We start from the raw sequence: 21,384 nt of genomic DNA, 5'->3' as shown, positions 1-21,384 counted from the left end.
GGCTCGCCTTTCCTGTTTCTTGCAACAATTCATTAGGTTCTAAAAAAAGGAGGACATCTTGGTTTCATTTGTCGACCAAGTGACTCTTCACGTTCGCGCTGGGGATGGCGGCGATGGTTGTGTTTCAGTTAAGCGCGAGAAGTTCAAGCCTCTTGCCGGCCCTGACGGCGCCGACGGCGGCAAGGGTGGCAGCATCAGTCTGATTTCAGACCCCAACGTCACTACCTTGCTTGATTTTCACTTTCACCCTCACCGTGCCGCTGGCGATGGTGGCGATGGCGCGGGTGACTTTAGAAACGGTCACCACGGCGAAAGCCTTCAGCTTTCTGTTCCGGTAGGTACCGTTGTAAAGACTCAGCGTGGTGTGGTTATTGCCGACCTCGATGAAGAGGGCATGGAGCTCATCATTGCCGAGGGTGGTCTCGGTGGCCTCGGAAACGCAGCTCTTTCAAGCTCAAAGCGCAAAGCTCCTGGATTCGCACTATTTGGTGTACCAGGCTGGCGCGGCGACATCATCCTTGAATTGAAGACTGTTGCCGACGTAGCACTTGTGGGTTACCCAAGCGCCGGAAAATCTTCACTTATTGCAGCGTTGAGTGCCGCGCGACCAAAAATTGCCGACTACCCATTCACGACTTTGCACCCAAACCTTGGTGTGGTTCAGGCAGGCGAAACTCGCTTTACCATTGCCGATGTTCCTGGTTTGATCGAGGGTGCTAGCGAGGGCAAAGGCCTAGGGCTGCAGTTCTTGCGTCACGTTGAGCGTTGTTCAGCTTTGTTGCATGTAATTGACTGTGCAACCCTAGAGCCAAACCGCGATCCACTAACCGACTTAGACAAGATTCTCAAAGAACTTGACGCCTATGAGGTGCCTGAGGGTGAATTGCCTTTGACGAAGCGCCCACAGTTGATTGCTTTGAATAAGGCCGATGTTCCAGACGCACTAGAACTAGCTGAGTTTGTAAAGCCAGACCTAGAGGCTCGCGGTTACAAAGTGTTCATCATTTCTGCGATCAGCAAAATGGGTTTGCGCGAACTTAACTTTGCGCTGGCCAAGTTGGTTGAAGAAGCAAGACGAGACAAAGAGTCAGCGCCGGTCAAGCCTCGCATTCAGTTGATGCAAGAAAAGCGCAGCGAAAACAAGTTTGAGATTCGTCGTGAGATGGTTGGCGACGAAGAGATCTTCCGTGTTCTCGGCCCTAAGCCAGAGCGTTGGGTTCACCAGACTAACTTTGCAAACGAAGAAGCTATTGGCTACTTGGCAGACCGTTTGGGCAAAATCGGTCTCGAGCAAGAGCTTTATAAAGCTGGTGCTGTAGCTGGCTCGACCGTGGTTATCGGCCCAGACAAGGGCATCGTCTTCGACTGGGAGCCGGCAATTGCTTCTAACGCCGAGCTGATTGCTGGCCCTCGAGGCACAGACGCGCGATTCGACATGCGCGAACGACGAACCACTAAAGAACGTCGCCAGACCTATAAAGAGCGCATGGATGGCAAGGCTGCCGCCCGTGAAGAACTGAGAAAAGAAGGAGAGGCTGGCATTTGGTCATCTCCTGAGGACTTCGAAAAGGAAGACTAAGTGGGACTTCAAGACAGAAGCGAGTTGGCAACGGCCAAGCGAGTTGTTGTCAAAGTTGGTTCATCTTCAATTACGGGAGCCAACGAAGGCAAGCTTGAGCTTTTGGTCGACGCACTGGCAAAATCACACGCTGCCGGTGTCGAAGTAATTCTGGTCTCTTCTGGCGCTATTGCTACCGGTATGCCACTTTTAGGTATGGACTCAAAGCCTGAAGATCTTGCAACCTCACAGGCCTTGGCTTCGGTTGGGCAAAGTCGACTGATTTCTCGCTACCAGCAGTCGCTCGAACGCTTTGGAATCGTGGCCGGTCAGGTACTTCTCACCGCAGGTGACCTAGAGGCAATCGAAACTCGCGAAAATGCTAAACGCGCGATGGACAGACTGGTATCGCTTCGCGTTTTGCCGATCGTAAATGAAAACGACACCGTTGCAACCCAAGAAATTCGATTCGGCGACAACGACAAGTTGGCTGCGATGGTTGCAATCTTGGTCAAGGCAGACGCCCTAATTTTGCTTAGCGACGTAGACGCGCTTTATGACGTGCCACCTTCAAACCCAGGTGCAAAGCGCATTGACTACGTTGGCTTTGATGAAGATCTTTCAGGTGTAGAAATCGGTGGCAGCAGCTCAGCAGTTGGCACTGGTGGTGCAGTCACCAAAGTTTCTGCGGCGAGAGTGGCTACCGACTCTGGTGTTTCAGTATTGCTAACCAGCACCGACCTAGTTGCCCAAGCGCTTGAGGGCGCTGAGGTTGGCACCTGGTTTGAATCAGACCCTTCGATCAACAACTAGACCCGAATAGGCTTAGAGCATGGTTACCGCAATCGAAAAAATCCGTTTGGCAGCAGGCGCAGCCCCATCGCTAGCCCAAGCTTCTACCAACGACAAAAACGAAGCCCTGCGACAAATTGCCGATCTGTTGCCCGCACGTGCTGACGAAATCATTGCTGCAAACCAAAAAGATTTAGACCGTGGCATTGCTGAAGACATGACAGTTGCCTTGCAAGATCGCTTGCGTCTAGATCACACGAGAATTCAGGCCATCGCTGATGCGGTTCGCCTGATCATCGGGTTGCCAGACCCAATTGGCGATGTTATCCGTGGAATGTCTTTGCCTAACGCTCTGAAGCTAACCCAGGTCAGAGTGCCGCTAGGCGTAATTGGTGTTATTTACGAAGCTCGCCCAAATGTGACCATCGACATTGCTGCACTTGCCATCAAGAGTGGTAACGCAACGGTGCTGCGCGGCGGCAGAGCAGCCGAAAATACCAATGCTGTGTTGGTTCGACTGTTGCAAGACGCACTAGCGCTTGCTGGCCTCGATTCTGCTGCGGTACAAACCGTGGATGAATTTGGTCGCGATGGCGGCGTTGAGATGATGCGTGCAGTTGGGTTGATTGACGTTCTCATTCCTCGCGGTGGTGCAGGCCTGATTCGCCAGGTCGTAGAAGAGGCCAAGGTGCCGGTTATTCAAACTGGCGATGGCGTGGTTCACATCTTTGTCGATGAGACTGCCAGGGTCGATTGGGCTGCCGACATCGTTCACAATGCCAAGGTGCAGCGCCCGAGTGTTTGCAACACCGTAGAAACACTATTGGTGCATGAAAAAGCGGTTGAGCGTGTGCTCCCGCTAGTTCTAGATCGCCTTGCTGAATCAAGTGTCACCATTCACGGCGACGAGGCTACTCAAAAGGCCTATTTTGCTGCGGTTCCGGCAACTGAAGATGACTGGCGAGCCGAATACCACGACCTCGACCTAGCAGTTCGAGTAGTCAAAGACATTGATGAGGCGCTGGCTCACATCAAGCAGTATTCGACCAAGCACACCGAATCGATCATCACGGATGACCACATCAACGCCGAACGTTTCTTGAATGAAGTTGACGCATCTACCGTGATGGTAAACGCCTCAACCAGGTTCACCGACGGTGGCGAATTTGGATTCGGTGCCGAGGTCGGAATCTCAACCCAAAAACTTCACGCCCGCGGGCCAATGGGACTGCAGGAGTTAACCTCGACCAAGTGGTTGGTGCGCGGTAACGGGCAGGTTAGAGCCTAAAAAGCCCGCTGGCTAGGCTATTCTGGAATTAGTTCTTAGGAGAAAAATTGAACGCCATTCTTTCAGTATTCAAAAGTGCAGCTGAGTCTGAGCACGAGCCATTCGTGACCCTACCTTTTCCTAGCTTCTGGTTCGGTGTTATTGCCATGGGTGTATTCATTCTTCTTGGTTTCATCACCTGGTCATACCGCGACGTAGCCAACCGTCACGACCACAAATCAAGCAATTCTCACTCGCACCACTAAACAGGCGCATAACCGGCCCTGAGGTCAACAGGCATGAGTACAGCTCGCATCGGGGTGATGGGCGGAACCTTCGACCCAATTCACTACGGTCACCTCGTGGCCGCAAATGAAGCTGCTCACGCTCTTAGCCTTGATGAAGTTATTTTTGTTCCCACTGGTGAACCGTGGCAAAAACATAACTTCACTTCTGGCGAACACCGTTATCTCATGACCGTGATCGCAACCGCATCGAATCCGCGTTTCAAGGTGTCTCGCGTTGATATCGATCGAGACGGCCCAACCTACACCGTCGATACTTTGACGGACATCCGTGCAATTCACCCAGATGCTGAACTTTTTTTCATTACCGGCGCAGATGCAATATCACAGTTATTGAGCTGGAAGTCGGTTGACGATGTTCTAGAAATGGCAGATTTCGTTGGAGTCACTCGGCCAGGACATGAACTAAATGTGCCTGAAACCGCACATGGCAAAGTAACTATCCTAGAAATTCCGGCACTTGCTATCTCTTCAACGGATATTCGTGAAAGAGTTAATTCTTCAAAGCCGATCTGGTACTTATTGCCAGATGGAGTAGTTCAATACATTGCCAAACACGAGCTGTATCAGGAGTCGAAATGACAGATGGAGAGTTTCTAACTCGTCGTCAACTTCGTGATGCTGAGTTGGGCACGAGCGTCGAATCTTCAACTGAATCAGGTGCACCAAAGTTTTTTGACCTAAAGCCGGTTCCGGTTGAAATTGCTGCTGTGGTTGTGCCTCAAATCATTGATGGCGAGTTGTGGAACCCAGGCGCAGATCCAAAGGCCGAAGAACCCGAGCAGAGTGTTGCCGACTTCTTTGGTCTGGAGCAAGTTGAAGAAGAACTAGAGGCTGAATCAGAGTCGCTCTTTGATGTGTCGCCAAACTTGGTGACCGAAGTGTCGACTTCAACCATAATTCTTGAAAATGTTGCCAGCGTCGATGATTTAGGCGCTATCAACGAAAACGGTGAGTGGCTAAAAACCGGCTCTATTGAGCTGCCACCGATCAGCACCGCCACCGGCGAAATTGCCACAGTTCTTGACGCCACCGAGACAGACGAAGCGATTCAGGCAGACAGCATCAGTGGCTATGTTTCGACCATTGCGCCACTTCGCGCCAGTGGTGTTGTCAACACAGCGGGCAAAATCGGAATCATGCCGGCAAAGCTTGCCAAGGGTCAAAACCAGGTTTACATTGTGGTTGCGTTATCGGTGATTATGGTCACAGTGGGCGGGCTCGTGCTCGCAGCGTTTATGCTTGGATTCTTCAAGTAATCTAAAGGACACCGTGACTGCAACCCCTCAGGCCATCATCCAAGCCAACATCGCAGCTAACGCTGCAGCTGACAAACTAGCCGAAAACATTATTGGCCTTGACATCACAGCCGTGATGCCATTGACCGACATCTATGTTTTGGCTTCGGGTAGAACTGAGCGTCAGGTCGCAGCGATCTCTGACAACGTCGAAGAAAAGATGCTTGAGAGCGGCTACAAGTTGCTGCACCGTGAAGGTAAAGAGCTGGGCCGTTGGATTCTTCTAGATTTTGGTGATGTTGTTTGCCACGTGATGCACGAAGAAGATCGCATGTTCTATTCGCTAGAGCGTCTTTACAGCGACCAGCCAGTTGTGAAACTAGACATCGTCGCAGCTGAGTAAAACTTGTTGTAAACTGTCTAAGTTGCCTTGGCAACATTCGGGCCCGTGGCGCAGCTGGTAGCGCACCTGCATGGCATGCAGGGGGTCACGGGTTCAAATCCCGTCGGGTCCACAAACGAAAAATCCCACCTCAAGTAGGTGGGATTTTCGTTTAAGTTCTAACCAACTGGTTTCAGGTTTTGATTATTGATTTCAACAACTTTTTGCACTCTTCTGGCGTATTTAGGCTCGTCGTTGCCTAGCCAATCGGTGTTCATCCAAACTCGAACAATCTCAAGCGCAATAGCTGAGCCGATGATTTTTCCGCCTAGGCAAAGCACATTCGTGTCAGAGTGCGACCTAGCCAGTTCTGCACAAAACGAATCCTGGCAAACTGCTGCGTAGATGCCATTTACCTTATTGGCAATCATGGCGCTGCCATAGCCGACTCCATCAACAAAGATTCCTCGGTCGGCCTCACCTCGAGCTACTGCAAGCGCTGCTGGGTAAACATGGTCGGGCAAATCGGCAGGGTCATCGCTATCAGTGCCAAAATCGACAACCTCGTGGCCGTCTTTTGCTAGCAAAGCCTTGATTTCTTCTTTGAGTGATCTGCCTGCGTGGTCACTTGCCATAGCAATTTTCACGAAATGTTCCTAACTTGTTGTTGGTGCTAAAGGTCTACAGAAACTCTTTTGATTCTTGACGTGAATCCTGATTCTATTTCTACCCGTGATTTCGATACCTCAAAATGTTTTGCTAGCAGGGCGATGAGCCCCTCATTAGCTGCTCCATCAACCGCACGTTGAAGCAAAAACACAGTGAGTGAACCATCAGGGTTCGTTTCTACCAACGGACCCTTTTTTGATCCGGGTTTCACTTGAACCGTGATTCTCATGGTTAAAACTTAGACTGAAGAAATGTCAAAGACTTATCGTGGCTTCAGTCGTGAACAAATTGCTAAAACCCTTGACCATTCTGTTTTGAAACCAAATGCCACCATGGATGAAGCCCTCGCTGGCGCTCAATTGGCCAAAACTGAACAGGTTGCCTCGTATTGCATTCGGCCAATGGATGTCGCTTTCGCCTCGCTAGAGCTAACCAACTCTGGTGTTCCGGTTTGTACCGTGATTGGTTTTCCGCACGGAACAACCACCACTGAGACCAAGGTTTTTGAAACTCAGCAGGCAATCATCCACGGTGCCAGAGAGATTGACATGGTTATGAATATCTCGGCTTTGATTTCAGGCGATCTGGATTATGTAGAACGAGATATCGTCTCGGTCGTATCGGCTGTGCGGGAGTCACGTTTAGATATTCCCGTGAAAGTTATCTTTGAAACCGCCTTGTTGTCTGAAGAGCAAATTATTACCAGTTGCCGATTGGCAGAGCGGGCAGGAGCCGATTTTGTGAAGACCTCCACCGGGTTCGCGGCAGCAGGTGCGACTCTCGAGCATGTTGCCCTCATGAAGGCATGTATTGGTGATCGTCTAAAGGTTAAAGCCTCAGGGGGTATTCGCAATCTTGACCAGGTGGTTGATTTTATGCTTGCTGGTGCATCACGCTGCGGCACCTCAGCCGCTGGTGAAATTTTGAAGCAATTCGACCAAAAATCGGAATAAATCTGTCAAGAGGGTGTTTACTTAACACATGAACGATTTAGTGCTTCCTTCGCTTTACATTTCGCATGGCGCACCCATGCTGCTGGATGACGAACTTTGGACATCCCAGCTAGCCGCTTGGTCGGCGAATCTACCGAAGCCAAAAGCGATTTTGATTGTTTCTGCACACTGGGAGAGCGCCCCAATCTCGATTAGCTCGACTGCTGCAAATACTCCGCTTATCTATGACTTTGGTGGTTTTGCACCCAAGTTCTACCAGATGCAATACGCAACACCTGATTCAGGTTGGTTGGGTGACATGGTTGCAAAGTTGATGCCAGACAACGAGCCACTGCACCGTCACACCACGCGCGGGCTTGATCACGGCGCCTGGGTTCCTCTTAGAGTGATGTACCCAGATGCAGATATTCCGGTCTTGCAGCTATCTATGCCAACTAGTGATCCAGTGAAGTTGCTTGACCTTGGTAAAAGGCTTCGTGCTCTTCGCGAAGAGGGAGTTTTGGTTATTGGATCGGGCTTTATGACTCACGGATTGCCTTACATTCGTGACTGGCGACCTGAAGCAGCGGCGCCTGGTTGGTCAGCAGATTTTGACCACTGGGCACAAGAAGCGCTTGCCCGAGGAGACGTTGACACTTTGATCGACTACCGAAACAGTGCCCCGGGCATGCCTTATGCGCACCCGACCGTTGAGCACTTCACTCCGCTTTTCATTTCGCTGGGTGCTGCCAGCAACCCTGAGAACATTGCCGAAACCAAAATCGATGGTTACTTTATGGGCTTAGCTAAGCGGTCATTCGAAGTAGCCTAGTTTGGTGAACCCCCGCGATACTTCAAGGCCTCATGTTTGGCGCCCAGCTAATGATGCGGCAAGCGCTAGAACGCTTTTGCTGCTGCACGGTTCGGGTGCGAACGAGCACGATTTGTTGCCACTCGGAAAAGCCCTTGACCCAAACGCCAATTTGCTTTCACCAAGAGGTTTAGTGCGCATGGATGGTGCCGATCGGTTCTTCATGCGCTATGACGATGGTCGTTTCGACGAGGCAGGAATCATCAAGGCAGTTAGCGAATTGGCTGACTTTGTCTGGGCTGCTTCGGGGGAGTATGGCTTTGATCCTGACCGAGTGTGGGCAGTTGGGTTCTCGAACGGTGCAAACGCGTCTGGGGCCCTGCTTTTGCTACACCCTGACACGGTCTGCGGCATTGCCGCGTTTGGAACCACGAAATCTTTTTTGAAAACCCCATTTCGTGGAGCTAGGCCAAACTTGATCGGCAAGCGCGTGTGGATAGCAAATGGCGCTACCGATGATTATTCTCCATCGAGCCGCACTGAGGCCATGATTGAGGAATTCACCCAGCTTGGCGCCGAAGTCGAGTTGATGGTGCACCCGGGTGGCCACCTGATTGCCAAAGACCACATTCAGCAAATTGCCAGAAATCTCCCATAAACTCGCCTTGTCCAGTAGTTTCTCGGAAAGGTAATTCAACGTGGCTATTTCGCATAACCCGATTTTCAACAGTGCAATGAAGACTGGCGCAGAGGTTGCCAAGATCGACCAGCGCGCAGTTGACGCTGAATTTGCAAAAATTACTTCGATCGCCAAGATGACCATTGAAGGCACAGCTGGCAAGGTTTTCGGTTTGTTGCTGATCCTGGTTGCTAGCGCAACTGCATCATGGTTGATTCCAGCCGTTGGTGCACTGTTTATGCCTGCCGTTTTTGTTGGTCTTGGTTTGGCTCTCTGGGCAACGTTTAGCAAGAAGGTTCGCCCAGGCGTAATCGTTGCCTATGCAGCGGTTGAGGGCGTCGTTATCGGTGGTTTGTCATCGATTTTTGAGGCACAGTACCCGGGCATCGTGCAGAACGCGGTTCTTGGAACCTTCGCCACCGCTGGTGCGATGTTTGCGGCTTATCGCTTTGGCTGGATCAAGGTAAATGCTCGTTTCACCCGTGTGATGACTTTTGCCCTATTTGGTTACATGGGCTTTGCAATCATCAACCTTGTTGTTGGAATGATTGCTGGCAACGGCGGCGTCTATTCGTCAGGTATGGCTTGGTTGGCAGGTTTGGTCGGTGTTGTTCTTGCAGCCTTCACCTTGAACCTTGACTTCGAGGCAATCGTTGTTGGCGCACGCGAGGGTCTTCCGGTTGAGAACGAGTGGCGTGCAGCTTTTGGTCTAACCGCAACCATGATTTGGTTGTACATGGAGATTCTGCGACTGGCAGCAATCTTTAACCGCGACTAATTTTCTTCGGGTCTTGTCGCCCAAAGAAAACCCAGGTGGTCTAACCGGCCGCCTGGGTTTTTTGTTGCCATTGTTGCCATAGTTCACGAATGTCCCAAGCGTTTTCAGCCATGATTGAAACTCCGCGCACACCGGTGCGTCTGGTTTTTCCGGCGATTAGCACCAATCGGGTGTTGAACAAAATGTGGCTGCACCGCGATTGAGCTTCGTCAAAGAAGGTGCTGTCGCTACAACCGGTTCCATCATCCAAGGTGACAAAGACCACACGCTTGCCAGATCGCATTGGTGGGGTTTGAGTGGCCACTCGCACACCGGCAACCAATACCTCGGTTTTGCTTCTAAGGCCGACCAGCTCGTCAGCTCTCAAGACTCCCATTTCATCGAGCATCGGTCGATACAGTTCAAGCACATGTTCGCTGACATCCATTTTCATGATGCTCATCTCATGGCCAACTTTTTCGGCAGTTGTCATTTCGGGGTTACCGCTTGGTAGGTGCTCGAGCAGGGTGAAATCTAACGTGGGTTGCATGGAATCACCGAGTGGTCGGTTTTTTATGGCATTTAGTTGTCTGACTCGAGCCAGAATGTCTCCTCGGGTTGTTGCGAACCCTTCACCGGTTAGCGAATCTAGCGCGCCAATCAGTGCCAAGTTTTCTAGGGTGCGTCTTGCCGGTTTAGCTCGCAGATAAAAATCACCGATGTCTTTGAACGGTTGATTCTTGAGTATTCGCTCGACCTCAGCAGTGCTTATCCCCGATAGTTCGTGAATCGCCATTCGAACTCCGTCACCCTCTACGCGATATTCATCCGTGGATTTATTCACATCTACCGGCAAAAGCTTTACGCCAAGGCGGCGAGCTTCTGATATTAGAAGCCGACGTGGATACATGCCGGGGTCGTGGGTAAATAGGCCTGCCATGAATTCAACGGGGTAGTGGGTTTTTAGCCACGCGCTTTGATAAGTCGGCAGGGCGAAAGCCGCACCGTGTGCTTTGCAGAAACCAAAACTGCTGAAGCCTTCAATCACAGACCACACTCGTTCGATGACCGCTGGCGGATAACCGCGCGCCTTGGACTCAGACCTAAAGAGCTGTTCGATTTTTGGTTTTAGCCTCGGGTTCTCTAGAGACCGGCGCATTTCATCGCCTTTGGCTAAGCCGCAGCCGGTCATCTTGTTGAATATGCGGATCACATGCTCGTGAAAAATAACCACACCCCAGGTCTCACGAAGAATTGGTTCTAAATCTGCATGGATAAAGTCGGCTTTTGCGAATCCGTGGCGACCATCAAGGTAAGGGGCAATCATGTTGCCCTTCATCGGGCCTGGACGAAACAGCGAGATTTGAATTGTTAGATCGTTGAATTCGGTTGGCTGATGTTTGCCAGTCAGCTCTCTCTGGCCCGGGCTTTCAATTTGAAAAATGCCAAGTGTATTGGTGGTGCGAATTGCCTTAAAAGTTTCAGCGTCATCTCTGGGCACAGCGTCTAAGTCAACAATTTTGCCCTGCACTCTTTCGATCTCGCGAACCGCATAAGCCATTGTGCTTTGCATGCGAACACCGAGAACATCGAGCTTCAAGAAACCCATTGGGTCCATGTCGTCTTTATCGAATTGGCTCATCGGCAACCCCATGCCGCTAGGTTCAACCGGCGTTAGATTGAGCAAGCTCATGTCGCCAAGAATCACACCGCACGGATGCATGGATATATGTCGGGGGAGTCGATCTAATCTCTCGGTGATGTCGACCAATAGATTCATTTGTCGATCGGTTTCTACCTCTTGGGCAAATTTTGCCAATTCAGGTTTGGTTTGTAAGGCGCCTCTGAAGCTGCGGGCGCTGAAGCGCCACATGTTTTTAGCCAACTCGTCAATTTGATCTTCGTCTAAACCGAGGGCCATCCCTGAATCGCGCATGGCACCTCGGCCGCGGTATGTGCTCTGCATCGAAAGCAAAGTAACTCGCTGGCTTCCGTATCGTTTGAAAATTGCGCGATAGATGTCGTGGCGACGGGCTGATTCAACGTCAATATCGATATCGGGCAGGCTCGAGCGCTCAACGCTCAAGAACCTCTCGAACAGCAGGTCGTGCTCGATCGGGTCTACGCCGCTGATACCCAAGAGATAGTTGGTTAGTGAACCAGCGCCTGATCCTCGAGCCTGGCTTCGAATGCGCATGTCGCGAATCATCTGGGCTACGTCGGCAACGGTCAGAAAATAGGTTGCAAAACCGAGCTTGTTTATGGTGATTAGTTCTTGGCCAAGGCGGTGTTGCACCTGCCTAAGGGTCTCGCCACTTGCGTGTGGGTAATAGCGATTAATGCCCTCATGTGCCTTCTGCCACAAAACTTCGAATGGGTTGCCTTCAATTCCTAGTGTCGATTTTTCAGGGGTTTTGGGTTTTCCCCAGCCGCAATCACTGATCGGCTCTAATCGGCAACGCTCAGCCAACTTCGAGGTGCTTTCGAGTAATGCAATAGCTCTCGGTTGATCTTCGGTTATCTCTTTAGCAAGAGATTGCATTGCTTGGTCAGGTTTTAGCCAGGCCTGAGCATTGGGTTGCAGCTTGAATACACCAAGTGGTTCAAGGTGTCGTGCCGAATCAAGAATGTCTGCGGTTAGTGCGTCGTCAGGGGTGAGATAGCGAACCGCATTGGTTAGAACGGTGGGCACCGATAGTGAATCTGCCAGTTCAATCATTCTTCTGGCATGGATCACTGATTGCTCTGTTCCCGGCTCAGTGAGGTGGCAAGAAATTTCTACTCCCAAGGTTCCCGCAGACCTGAACAGGTTTTTCCAATGCTCCAGCGCCACGCTAGCCGCGTTTTTATTAGCCTCGAGAGCTAATCGACCTACATCGCTGTTCGAGCCAATCAAGACTGTGCAGCCTCCGGAGTCTTTCAGTATTGCTGCCAGTTGAGATCTTTTGATGCCAATTAGTTTTTTGCTGCTGCCAAAGGTTCTGCCCGAGTGCGCTGCCGAAATGATGGAGCACAGGGTTGACCACCCGTGACCTTGATTTTGACCGTGTGCCAAAATCGTGCACCTTGCCAATTCAGCTTGATCATCATCAAAAACGGCAAGGTTAACTCCGACTATCGGGGCAATACCTAGTTGCAGGCAGGCTCCGATGTGTTTTACCGCTCCATACAGGCCATCTCGATCAACTATCGCCAGTGCACTGAACCCCATGGCTGCCGCCGCCTCGGCCATTGCTTCGGGTCTGGTGACTCCGTAGTGCCCCGAGTAGGCAGATGCCACATTGAGGTGAACAAACCCGCTCATGACTTTGCTGAGCCTTTATGAATAGACGCGCACTAGGCGCCAAGCATTTTGATTGCTGGTTTCAAGGGTGTGCACCAATTCGTATTGGGCTAGCGAGCTGTTTTCTCTTGATGCGCAGATTCGCCACATTTCTACCTCGAGCACTCCGGCACCGATTCCGCGTTGTGCTCGTGCCGCTTCAACCCACCACTCTTTGCGAGCGAACCATCGAACAGGCTTGGCGTTCACCAGATAGCTGCCGCCTCGCCAGCGGAATCCGATTGGCTCACCTCCCTGGTTGGTTGAAACCAAAACTCTCTCATCAACCCGCAGCATTGCCGACCCCTCTCAATCAAAAGATTATTCGAACACTTGTTCGAACGTTAAGAGTGTATGGGGTGACGCTGACAATTCATATTTGGGGGTTATTTTTTAGAAGCTGGGTGGTCCATGCGCATGTAGACGCCACCGGTTTCAAGTTCTTCTAGCATTTGATTCAAGCGCTTGGTTCGAGTCAGTGGCATTTTGGCGCGGATAATCCAAGACAGGTAATCGTTGCGTTGATAGGCCGGTCTAGCGTTGTAATCTGCGCGAAGACCCCGGTCTTCTAGAGCCCGTTTTACATCCTCGGGCATTTCATTCAGCTTGCGTTTTAGGTGACCGCTTTTATCGCGCGGCGAACGGCTGCCTGAATCTCGACGGTCATGTTCCCGATTAGCCAAAACGCACCAACCTAGTAGATTGGGCGAATCAGGTCGGCTGAATTGTTTCTAACCTGGCCAACTTCAGCGCCAACTTTGAAAAACTCAGCCTCGGCGGCAACTCGATCAGAATCAGCTGAAACAGCCTCGAGAAGTTCGGCATCGCCCTCGATGTGAGGGTCAAGCCAGGCTTCATAAGTGTCTGGTGAAAGCAAGACCGGGTTTCGATCATGGATGTGCGCCAGCTCGGGAGCAGAGTCTTTGGTCAAAGTTGTAGCCGAGAGCAGCCAGCGAGCCGGGTCTTTAGCGTCTTTGCTCGGGTCTGCCCACCATTCGTAAAGCCCGGCGAGCGCAAACATACCGTCGGTGCCAGCGCTGATATAAAACGGCTGCTTGGTGCCATCGGCGGCAATCTGCCATTCGTAATAACCAGAAGCCGGAATAACGCAGCGACGACGAACCACTGAATCTTTGAACGACGGCTTTTCAAGGATGGTTTCGATGCGCCCGTTGATCAGCGGACCATGCTCGTCAACCGCTTTAGCCCAACGAGGAACCAGACCCCAGCGAGCTGCGTGAATTTCGCGGCTAAGTTCACCCAGTGGCGAGCCGTCTTCGGCTTTTTCGAAAGCGCGATCAACCAGAATTGCAATCGGTTGGGTTGGCGCAATGTTGTAGCTAACCCCTGGCACCTCGCCAATTACATCGTCTGCCTCAAAAATCGTCTGCAGCTGACCAACTGAACGAGCAACGACAAATCTTCCGCACATGGTTAGACCTCTTCAGCTTCTGGCTCGACGAACTTCTTTTCGAGACGTTTCTTGCCAAAATGCACCAACAGAACAAAAACAATAATTACGCCAACAAATATGAGGCTGCCAAATTTTAGATGACCGGCAAGCTGGTCATAGCTGGCGCGAGCGAGGTAACCAACTCCTACATAGGCTGATGCCCAAACTGCGCAGGCCCCAAATGTCCAGGTGATGAATTTTTTGTAGGGCATGCGCGTCATGCCAGAAACCACTGGCACGAGCGAGTGAAGCATTGGCAAGAATCTAGATATAGCAACAGCAATGCCGCCTCGATGCTCAACAAAATGGTCAGCCATTCGCCAATTTCGCTCACCTAGTTTTTGACCCAGTTTGCTATTTCGAATTTTTTCGCCAAAGAACCGGCCGATGAAGAAGCCGAGAGATTCGCCAATTAGTGAACCGAGTAAAACAGAGCCAAGCAACCAGAAGAAGTCTCCGATGTCCAAAACACCGGCAGAGGCAACCAGAACCACTGTGTCGCCTGGGATGATCAAGCCCGCAAACAAAGAAGTTTCGAGAAGGATTGCCAGCCCGGCTAAAAGATTGCGGGTTATTGGGTCAACGCTTTGAACCGCATTGAGTATCCAGTCGAGAATGTCGTTCACGCATTAATCATCCCATGCGGGTCAGAATGAGGGATTGGAAATCCTTTCTAATAAATTAGGGTTGCCTAACCTTCGTTGCACAAACGTTATAAATGGGAGTAAACCGTAATTGGGAAGTCAGTTACTTCTCAGAAAGCGAGACAATAATGCACGCGATTCCCGCAGTGCTGACTGAGCTAAGCGCGTTAGATCTTTCACGCTGGCAGTTTGGTCTAACCACCGTTTATCACTTCTTGTTCGTGCCGCTAACTATTGGCATGGTGCTTTTGGTGGCAATTATGCAAACCGCTTGGGTTCGCACCGATAACGTGAAGTACCTTCACATGACGAAGCTTTTCGGAAAAATCTTTTTGATCAACTTTGCGATGGGTGTTGTCACCGGAATCGTTCAGGAATTCCAATTCGGTATGAACTGGTCTGATTATTCGAGATTCGTTGGAGATGTATTCGGTGCGCCCTTGGCTATGGAAGGGCTTCTCGCTTTCTTCTTTGAAGCAACCTTTATTGGGCTTTGGATTTTCGGTTGGGGTCGCCTCTCAAAGAAAGTTCACTTGGCAACAATCTGGATGACTGCATTTGGTGTCCTGCTTTCTGCCTATTTCATCCTTGCCGCTAACGCTTTTATGCAAAACCCTGTTGGTTTCGAAATCAATGAAGCCAAGAATCGTGCAGAGTTGGTAGACATTGGCGCCGTTCTGACGAACATTGTGGCTCTAAACCAATTTCCGCACACCATTACAGCTTCACTAATGTTTGCCGGTGCGGTGATTGCATCTGTTTCTGCCTACCACCTAAAGCGCAACCAGCAGGTGTCAACTATGCGAACCTCACTTCGATTCGGTCTTTGGTCGGTAATCGTGGGTGGAATCGGAACAGCAATCAGCGGCGACGGACTTGGTCTAGCTATGGTTCAGACGCAGCCTATGAAAATGGCTGCTGCGGAGGCCCTATACAACACCTCGGCACCTGCCTCATTTTCAATCTTCACCCTCGGTACACCAGACGGTAAGAGCGAATTGTTCTCTATTCGAATTCCTAACCTGCTTTCGTATCTATCGACCCATACATTGGATGGTGAGGTCGAAGGACTTAATGATCTTCAAGCGCAATACGTAAGCGCCTTTGGCCCCGGAGACTACATGCCAATCATCTGGGTAACCTACTGGGCCTTCCGCTGGATGATTGCACTTGGTGCACTTTCTTTCCTAATTGCCGTTGTCGGTTTATGGCTTACTCGAAAAGGCAAGCTTGAGCTACCTAAGTGGGTTTGGAACGTTGCCATCTGGGCCGCGCCGTTACCGGTGCTTGGAATCTCAATCGGTTGGTTGTTCACCGAGATGGGGCGTCAGCCTTGGCTGGTGTTCAAATTGATGAAAACAGCGGACGGAGTTTCGCCCGGCATCAATGGAGTAGATGTACTTATCTCGCTAATAGTTTTCACCTTGATTTACGGTGTGCTTGCCGTGGTCGAGATGAAGCTGCTTTTGGCCGCCGCGCAAAAGGGCATCGAAGAAGAGAAATCTGAAGATGCTGCTGATGCTGACCAACTAACCGTTGCGTACTAGAAATCGATAGGAGATAACAAAATGCAACTCAATGAAATTTGGTTCCTAATCGTCGGTTTCTTGTTCATCGGATACTTTGTGCTCGATGGCTTTGATTTCGGCGTTGGTATGTCGTTACCGTTCCTCGGCAAAGATGACACCGATCGTCGAGTCCTTATCAACACCATTGGTCCGGTTTGGGACCTAAATGAAACCTGGGTAATCGTTGCAGGTGCGAGCTTGTTTGCGGCTTTCCCTGAGTGGTATGCCTCGCTATTTAGCGGTTTCTACCTGCCTCTTCTGTTGATTCTGGCTGCACTTATTGCACGCGGTGTGGCGTTTGAATACCGCGGAAAAGGCCACACAATCGGGGCAAACGAGGTTCGTTGGAAGGCGACTTTTGATTGGATGATTGTGGTTGGTTCGGCGCTGCCAGCTTTGCTATGGGGCGTTGCATTTGCCAACATCGTTCAGGGTGTGCCGCTAAACATTGATCATGTATACACGGGGACTCTATTTACGCTGCTAAACCCATACGGATTGCTTGGTGGGTTCGTAACCTTGACTCTCTTTTGGACTCACGGGCTTATCTTCATAACCTTGAAAACTGAGGGTGAAATCAAAGTGCGTGCTAGAGCTTTGGCCACCAAGGTTGGTGTAGTTACGACATTGTTGGCAGCGGGATTCTTGGTGTGGACTTTAGTCGCCCATTTCAGTGTGCTTGGATTCATTCTTGCTGCACTGGCTGCAGTTAGCCTGATTGCTGGTTTATTTGCAAACTTTATGAATCGCGAAGGAATTGCTTTCAGCCTGCTGGTACTTACCATCGTGACCGCTGTGGGCAGCCTATTTGCCTCGCTATTCCCGAATGTGTTTCCTTCAAGCACCAATGCGGCGTACAGCCTAACCATTGAGAATGCTTCATCGAGTCAGTACACACTTACAGTGATGACTTGGGTTGCCGTGTTTATGATTCCTCTAGTTCTTCTCTACCAAGGATGGACTTACTGGGTTTTCAAGAAACGAGTAAGCCGAAAGTCCATTCCGGCTCATTCACACTAAAAGCAGGGGATAGTTCACTATCAAACCTTTAGACCCCCGATTAATTCGGGAAGCAGGGGCGGCCCGTCGGTTTATAGCCGGCGTGGTCGCCCTTGCCATACTTTCAAGCTCTTCGACTGTAGTTTTCGCATGGCAATTGTCTTGTTTCATCAGTTCGATTTTTATCGAACAGGCAACAATTGAAAGTTCAATTGGAGCCCTGTGGTGGGTGCTTGGCTCAGCGCTTATCCGTGCCGGAATTATTTGGCTTCAAGAATTTATGGCGCAACGAGCGGCCAATAATGTCAAGCTCGAGTTGCGGTCAAAATTTTATGATGCAGTTTCGAAGCTCGGTCCAGGTTGGCTTGCCAATCGCAAAATAGCTGAGCTAAATAGCCTGGCCACAACAGGAATTGACGCTCTCAATGCCTATTTCTCGAAATACCTCCCACAACTTATCTATACCGCCCTGATCACTCCAGTTTTCATAGTTTTGATCTGGTCAGCTGATTTCATTAGTGGAATAACGCTGTTGATAACGCTTCCTTTGATTCCTGTTTTTATGGTTCTCATCGGTTGGGCAACGAAGGCGGCTCAGCTAAAGCAGCTTGAAGCGTTAAACCGTCTATCCGGCCACTTCTTGGAGGTGATGCGAGGGCTAAGCACATTGCGAATTTTTGGACGGGCGAATGCTCAGATTGAAACCATGTCATCTGTGAGCGACAACTATCGGATTCGAACAATGAAGGTACTTCGAGTTTCGTTTCTTTCGGGGTTCGCTCTTGAACTACTAAGTAGTTTGTCGGTTGCGATGATCGCCGTAGCGATTGGGCTTCGTTTGGTAAACGGTGAACTCTCGCTTTTGATTGGACTTTATGTTCTGATTTTGGCACCAGAAGCCTTTTTGCCGATTAGGCAGGTCGGAGCAAACTTTCATGCTTCCGCCGAGGGTGTTGCCGCCGCTGATTCAATCCTGAACATAATAGATGAGGCAAATCTCCTCACCTCGCAAAGTCAGAATAATCCTGGGCTCACACAATTCGATTTCGCTCCAGCAAGGTTAACGGTTATTACGGGGCCATCTGGGGCGGGAAAAACCTCAATGATTCGCGATTTTTTGGGATTAGACACAGCGTTTTTTGATGGCAAAGCAGATGATTTTGCCTGGGTGGCTCAGCAGCCGGTGCTCTTTGACACAACTGTCACACTCAACATCACTGGACCGGCACCAATTGATCGCACAGCTTTGTCAAAGGCCATCGAAATGGCTGCAATCGATGATTTAGAAGCCGAAGACCAAGTAGGTGTCGCTGGTTCTCAAGTCTCTGGAGGTCAAGCGCAGCGAATTTGCCTTGCCAGAGCTTTTTACAGAATCTTGACAACTTCAGCCCATCAGTTATTTGTAGATGAGCCGATTTCAGCCTTGGATGAAACTCGCGCCAAAATCGTGGTTCAATCCTTGAAAAAGTTTGCAAAAAACGGCTGCACGGTTGTTGCAATCTCTCATCAACAACTTTTGATTGATGCTGCAGATCAAAAAATTGAGGTGGCCAATGTCTAAAGTTGTCACCGCCAGATACTTAATGGGGTTGCCGAAGACTTCGCAATTCAAAATCGGACTTTTTGTTGCAGTTCTGCAGGCGATTTTTTCAGTTGCCTTACTTGCCACATCTGCCTGGTTAATTTCACGTGCAGCTGAACAACCACCAATCATGTATCTCTCAATTGCTGTGGTTGGAGTTCGGGGTTTTGCCGTTGGCCGTTCAGCCGGTCGATATGCCGAGCGAATTCTTCTTCACGATTCGGCTTTCAAGATGTTGAAACTTGAACGTCCCCGAATCTTAGAAAAACTCATTCCATTTGCGCCGGCGGGAATGCCTGATCGAGGAGCGACCATCTCACGATTGGTCAACGACGTAGATGAGTTGCAAAATTTGCCAATTCGCGTCATCGCCCCAGTGGTTCAGTCGATGGTTGTCTCGATATTGGCCGTATTTGGGGTCATGCTTTTGCTTCCGTCGGCGGCTCTGGTTTTGTTGTCAACGCTGCTTGCATCTTTTTTTCTCGCTTTTCCACTCTCGGCGTGGGCAAGTGCTCGGGCTGACTCAACATCAGCCAAGACAAAATCTGAACTTGTGAGTCTAAGCATTGACACGCTTGAGCGACTCGAAGTCCTGCAAACATATGGTTGGTTGCCGCAAAGGCTGGAAGAAATCAAAAGTACCGATCACAGGCTTGCGGCTCAGGCGAACCGCACGGCCGTGGCTGCCGGTATCGGCCAATCATTAGTTAGCGCACTTTCTGGAATCTCAGTATTTGGAATGGCCTATTTTGGCGCCAAGTCTGTGGATTCGGGGCATAATCCAGGAGTAACTTTGGCCGTTTTCGCGCTATTGCCATTGGCGGTCTATGAAATTGTGCAAGCTGCCCAGCCTGCGATATCGGCATTCAATCGTTATCGAGCCGCAGCAAAAAGTCTTTCAAGATTCATCGATCACCAAATTCCTGTCGAATTAGATGTTCCCGAAGGTGAGCTCACATTAGACAAGATTCAATCGATTGAATTGCGCGGTGTTACCGCGAATTATCCAGGTGGCCCAAGCGTGCTGAGGGGTTTCAACATAAAGCTGGCCCGCGGCGAGAAGCTTTTGTTGCATGGCAACAGCGGAACAGGCAAAAGCACAATTGCAAATATTTTGGTGAAATTTCTTGCTCCATCAGCGGGTGAATATCTAATCAATGGCAAACCAGCAAGTATTTTTTCGAGTGACTCCGTTCGAAAACTTATTGGTCTGATTGAACAGAATCCAGTTATTTTCATTGGCTCAGTGAGAGACAACCTGGTTTTGGCCAATAATGAAGCCCAAGATTCTGAACTAGTCAAAGTGCTGGTCAAAGTTGGTCTCTGGCAAATGTTCGTTCAACGTGAGGGATTAGACACCCAACTTGGTGAACGCGGGGTATTCATCTCTGGTGGAGAGGCTCAACGACTGGCAGTTGCGCGTGCCCTCTTGGCAAATTTTGAGGTTTTGATCATGGACGAACCAACGGCAAACGTAGATAGAGCAACCGCTGCCCCATTGGTGAAAGAACTTCTTGAGGCGGGTAGCGGAAAGACCATACTGCTCATCACGCACGATAGCGAACTCGGTTCACTTACTAACCGCAGTTTGCATCTCTAATTTGCGCTAGAGCCCTAAATGAGTGTGCTTTGAAGTCTGAGGCGCTTTTGAAAAGAGTCAAAATGTTTGGCTTGCCCAACCGGAGCTCCTAGGTTCACCCAGTTTTCAACCACTCTGATGCCCTGCAACGAACTAAGCGCCCAGATTTCTAAACCGACAAGATCAGCTGGTTTTGCCTTCTCGAGTCTGGTGCCTAGGCCCATCTCAGCCGCAATTGCGAATATTTCATCCCGGGTAATGCTGGCTAGCCAATCGGTTTGAGAATCTGGCGCGCAGAGAACATCTCCGCGCCACCAGACCAATGCACTCAGGGCGCCTTCGGAGATGTATCCGTCGCCTGAAAGCAAAACCGCTTCATCGGCGCCATGCATTTTGGCGGCACGGCGTAGTTGCAGGCAAAGGCTCAGGTCAGGCCCCTTAACGGTTGGCTGCTTGCGTGGGTCGGCTTCGGGGTTGGTCCAAAGTGAAATCGGGCCAAGCTGATCAGGGGCTTCGCGAAGCCGCAAATACAAGTGATGCGGGCTTTGGCCCTCGCCGTGAAATTCGATGCGCGGAAACCATCGCCCAGTTTTAGGAATAGCCTCGCGAACAGCGGCGTAAAAGGCTTCAAGTTGGTCAGAGCAGTTAGGTGTCACCTGTTGCACCCAAAGGCCGAAACGATCAAAGTGTCTTTGAATGTGGCGAGCGCGACCGTCTTCAACCAACCAAGAGTCGGCCACCTGCAGTTCAACTTCAGATTCGGGGGCAGAGGTTACTAATTCGAGGTGGTTATCGCGAAAACAAAAGAACTGGCCAAAATCGGTCATCTGCTCACCTCCTAGCTGTC

General features: G+C 50.4%; 23 protein-coding genes and 1 tRNA gene. 16 read left to right on the top strand and 8 right to left on the bottom strand.

Annotation, left to right across the window (positions count from 1 at the left end; genetic code table 11):
* The first annotated feature begins 58 nt into the window (after positions 1-58).
* The 8 genes from obgE (at position 59) to Q0L26_RS01540 (ending at position 5,675) form a co-directional block, all read left to right on the top strand.
* Positions 59-1,579, top strand: coding sequence for a GTPase ObgE (gene obgE / locus Q0L26_RS01575; protein WP_296646470.1), 1,521 nt, complete (start codon positions 59-61; stop codon positions 1,577-1,579).
* Complete coding sequence (gene proB / locus Q0L26_RS01570) at positions 1,580-2,371, top strand: glutamate 5-kinase (protein ID WP_296646468.1); 792 nt, start codon at positions 1,580-1,582, stop codon at positions 2,369-2,371. It begins immediately after the preceding gene.
* A gap of 19 nt (positions 2,372-2,390) precedes the next feature.
* On the top strand, positions 2,391-3,638 hold the full coding sequence (locus Q0L26_RS01565; protein WP_296646466.1) for a glutamate-5-semialdehyde dehydrogenase: 1,248 nt from the start codon (positions 2,391-2,393) through the stop codon (positions 3,636-3,638).
* A 47-nt stretch (positions 3,639-3,685) separates the two neighbouring features.
* Positions 3,686-3,883: a hypothetical protein gene (locus Q0L26_RS01560; RefSeq protein ID WP_296646464.1), complete on the top strand. Its 198-nt coding sequence runs from the start codon at positions 3,686-3,688 to the stop codon at positions 3,881-3,883.
* A gap of 33 nt (positions 3,884-3,916) precedes the next feature.
* Positions 3,917-4,504 carry a nicotinate-nucleotide adenylyltransferase gene (nadD, locus tag Q0L26_RS01555; RefSeq protein WP_296646461.1) on the top strand — a complete coding sequence of 196 codons (588 nt, stop codon included), beginning with the start codon at positions 3,917-3,919 and terminating at the stop codon, positions 4,502-4,504.
* Positions 4,501-5,181: a hypothetical protein gene (locus Q0L26_RS01550; protein ID WP_296646459.1), complete on the top strand. Its 681-nt coding sequence runs from the start codon at positions 4,501-4,503 to the stop codon at positions 5,179-5,181. Before nadD ends, Q0L26_RS01550 begins: the two co-directional genes overlap by 4 nt.
* Before the next feature lie 13 nt (positions 5,182-5,194).
* Positions 5,195-5,563, top strand: coding sequence for a ribosome silencing factor (rsfS, locus tag Q0L26_RS01545; protein WP_296646457.1), 369 nt, complete (start codon positions 5,195-5,197; stop codon positions 5,561-5,563).
* 39 nt (positions 5,564-5,602) lie between these two features.
* Positions 5,603-5,675, top strand: a tRNA-Ala gene (locus Q0L26_RS01540).
* Positions 5,676-5,721: 46 nt separating this feature from the next.
* Here Q0L26_RS01540 and Q0L26_RS01535 read toward each other — a convergent pair.
* Positions 5,722-6,189, bottom strand: coding sequence for an RpiB/LacA/LacB family sugar-phosphate isomerase (locus Q0L26_RS01535; RefSeq protein ID WP_296646454.1), 468 nt, complete (start codon positions 6,187-6,189; stop codon positions 5,722-5,724).
* A gap of 26 nt (positions 6,190-6,215) precedes the next feature.
* Positions 6,216-6,440, bottom strand: coding sequence for a DUF167 domain-containing protein (locus Q0L26_RS01530; protein ID WP_296646451.1), 225 nt, complete (start codon positions 6,438-6,440; stop codon positions 6,216-6,218).
* A gap of 22 nt (positions 6,441-6,462) precedes the next feature.
* Between Q0L26_RS01530 and deoC the strand changes: the two genes are divergently transcribed.
* The 4 genes from deoC to Q0L26_RS01510 are packed head-to-tail and all read left to right on the top strand — an operon-like array spanning position 6,463 to position 9,411.
* Positions 6,463-7,164 carry a deoxyribose-phosphate aldolase gene (deoC, locus tag Q0L26_RS01525; protein WP_296646449.1) on the top strand — a complete coding sequence of 234 codons (702 nt, stop codon included), beginning with the start codon at positions 6,463-6,465 and terminating at the stop codon, positions 7,162-7,164.
* 28 nt (positions 7,165-7,192) lie between these two features.
* Complete coding sequence (locus Q0L26_RS01520) at positions 7,193-7,975, top strand: class III extradiol ring-cleavage dioxygenase (RefSeq protein WP_296646447.1); 783 nt, start codon at positions 7,193-7,195, stop codon at positions 7,973-7,975.
* A 4-nt stretch (positions 7,976-7,979) separates the two neighbouring features.
* Complete coding sequence (locus tag Q0L26_RS01515; protein WP_296646445.1) at positions 7,980-8,612, top strand: alpha/beta hydrolase; 633 nt, start codon at positions 7,980-7,982, stop codon at positions 8,610-8,612.
* A gap of 40 nt (positions 8,613-8,652) precedes the next feature.
* Positions 8,653-9,411: a Bax inhibitor-1/YccA family protein gene (locus tag Q0L26_RS01510; RefSeq protein ID WP_296646443.1), complete on the top strand. Its 759-nt coding sequence runs from the start codon at positions 8,653-8,655 to the stop codon at positions 9,409-9,411.
* Positions 9,412-9,451: 40 nt separating this feature from the next.
* Here Q0L26_RS01510 and dnaE read toward each other — a convergent pair whose 3' ends face one another.
* The 5 genes from dnaE to Q0L26_RS01485 all read right to left on the bottom strand — a co-directional run bounded on the left by dnaE (position 9,452) and on the right by Q0L26_RS01485 (position 14,791).
* Complete coding sequence (dnaE, locus tag Q0L26_RS01505; protein WP_296646441.1) at positions 9,452-12,694, bottom strand: DNA polymerase III subunit alpha; 3,243 nt, start codon at positions 12,692-12,694, stop codon at positions 9,452-9,454.
* A gap of 15 nt (positions 12,695-12,709) precedes the next feature.
* Complete coding sequence (locus Q0L26_RS01500; RefSeq protein WP_296646438.1) at positions 12,710-13,009, bottom strand: DUF6504 family protein; 300 nt, start codon at positions 13,007-13,009, stop codon at positions 12,710-12,712.
* A gap of 89 nt (positions 13,010-13,098) precedes the next feature.
* Positions 13,099-13,395: a YdeI/OmpD-associated family protein gene (locus Q0L26_RS01495; RefSeq protein WP_296646435.1), complete on the bottom strand. Its 297-nt coding sequence runs from the start codon at positions 13,393-13,395 to the stop codon at positions 13,099-13,101.
* 11 nt (positions 13,396-13,406) lie between these two features.
* Positions 13,407-14,144 carry an SOS response-associated peptidase gene (locus Q0L26_RS01490; protein WP_296646434.1) on the bottom strand — a complete coding sequence of 246 codons (738 nt, stop codon included), beginning with the start codon at positions 14,142-14,144 and terminating at the stop codon, positions 13,407-13,409.
* Positions 14,145-14,146: 2 nt separating this feature from the next.
* The gene (locus Q0L26_RS01485) at positions 14,147-14,791 is read right to left on the bottom strand and encodes a DedA family protein (protein ID WP_296646432.1); all 645 of its coding nucleotides are present in this window, start codon (positions 14,789-14,791) and stop codon (positions 14,147-14,149) included.
* A 146-nt stretch (positions 14,792-14,937) separates the two neighbouring features.
* Between Q0L26_RS01485 and Q0L26_RS01480 the strand changes: the two genes are divergently transcribed.
* The 4 genes from Q0L26_RS01480 to cydC all read left to right on the top strand — a co-directional run bounded on the left by Q0L26_RS01480 (position 14,938) and on the right by cydC (position 20,558).
* Positions 14,938-16,356 (top strand): cytochrome ubiquinol oxidase subunit I, encoded by a 1,419-nt coding sequence (locus Q0L26_RS01480; RefSeq protein ID WP_296646430.1) that lies wholly within the window; start codon positions 14,938-14,940, stop codon positions 16,354-16,356.
* A gap of 21 nt (positions 16,357-16,377) precedes the next feature.
* Positions 16,378-17,397, top strand: a complete 1,020-nt coding sequence (gene cydB, locus Q0L26_RS01475) for a cytochrome d ubiquinol oxidase subunit II (protein WP_296646429.1) — start codon at positions 16,378-16,380, stop codon at positions 17,395-17,397.
* An 82-nt stretch (positions 17,398-17,479) separates the two neighbouring features.
* Positions 17,480-18,937, top strand: coding sequence for an ABC transporter transmembrane domain-containing protein (locus Q0L26_RS01470; RefSeq protein ID WP_296646426.1), 1,458 nt, complete (start codon positions 17,480-17,482; stop codon positions 18,935-18,937).
* Positions 18,930-20,558 carry a thiol reductant ABC exporter subunit CydC gene (gene cydC / locus Q0L26_RS01465; RefSeq protein WP_296646423.1) on the top strand — a complete coding sequence of 543 codons (1,629 nt, stop codon included), beginning with the start codon at positions 18,930-18,932 and terminating at the stop codon, positions 20,556-20,558. The genes Q0L26_RS01470 and cydC overlap by 8 nt, the downstream gene beginning before the upstream one ends.
* A 14-nt stretch (positions 20,559-20,572) precedes the next feature.
* On the opposite strand, the gene Q0L26_RS01460 is transcribed toward cydC, so the two are convergent.
* On the bottom strand, positions 20,573-21,364 hold the full coding sequence (locus Q0L26_RS01460; RefSeq protein ID WP_296646419.1) for an aminotransferase class IV: 792 nt from the start codon (positions 21,362-21,364) through the stop codon (positions 20,573-20,575).
* Between the last annotated feature and the right edge of the window lie 20 nt (positions 21,365-21,384).

The organism is Rhodoluna sp. (assembly GCF_024641065.1).
Lineage (GTDB): Bacteria > Actinomycetota > Actinomycetes > Actinomycetales > Microbacteriaceae > Rhodoluna.
The sequence above is the reverse complement of the archived record's forward strand: the minus strand, read 5'-3'. Positions and strand labels throughout refer to the sequence as shown.

Excerpts from the sequence above, each read along its gene's own strand:
- Q0L26_RS01565 (WP_296646466.1), top strand. The coding sequence starts at position 2,391 with ATGGTTACCGCAATCGAAAAAATCCGTTTGGCAGCAGGCGCAGCCCCA.
- nadD (WP_296646461.1), top strand. The coding sequence starts at position 3,917 with ATGAGTACAGCTCGCATCGGGGTGATGGGCGGAACCTTCGACCCAATT.
- Q0L26_RS01550 (WP_296646459.1), top strand. The coding sequence starts at position 4,501 with ATGACAGATGGAGAGTTTCTAACTCGTCGTCAACTTCGTGATGCTGAG.
- Q0L26_RS01530 (WP_296646451.1), bottom strand. The coding sequence starts at position 6,440 with ATGAGAATCACGGTTCAAGTGAAACCCGGATCAAAAAAGGGTCCGTTG.
- deoC (WP_296646449.1), top strand. The coding sequence starts at position 6,463 with ATGTCAAAGACTTATCGTGGCTTCAGTCGTGAACAAATTGCTAAAACC.
- Q0L26_RS01520 (WP_296646447.1), top strand. The coding sequence starts at position 7,193 with ATGAACGATTTAGTGCTTCCTTCGCTTTACATTTCGCATGGCGCACCC.
- dnaE (WP_296646441.1), bottom strand. The coding sequence starts at position 12,694 with ATGAGCGGGTTTGTTCACCTCAATGTGGCATCTGCCTACTCGGGGCAC.
- Q0L26_RS01500 (WP_296646438.1), bottom strand. The coding sequence starts at position 13,009 with ATGCTGCGGGTTGATGAGAGAGTTTTGGTTTCAACCAACCAGGGAGGT.
- Q0L26_RS01490 (WP_296646434.1), bottom strand. The coding sequence starts at position 14,144 with ATGTGCGGAAGATTTGTCGTTGCTCGTTCAGTTGGTCAGCTGCAGACG.
- Q0L26_RS01480 (WP_296646430.1), top strand. The coding sequence starts at position 14,938 with ATGCACGCGATTCCCGCAGTGCTGACTGAGCTAAGCGCGTTAGATCTT.
- cydB (WP_296646429.1), top strand. The coding sequence starts at position 16,378 with ATGCAACTCAATGAAATTTGGTTCCTAATCGTCGGTTTCTTGTTCATC.
- cydC (WP_296646423.1), top strand. The coding sequence starts at position 18,930 with ATGTCTAAAGTTGTCACCGCCAGATACTTAATGGGGTTGCCGAAGACT.
- Q0L26_RS01460 (WP_296646419.1), bottom strand. The coding sequence starts at position 21,364 with ATGACCGATTTTGGCCAGTTCTTTTGTTTTCGCGATAACCACCTCGAA.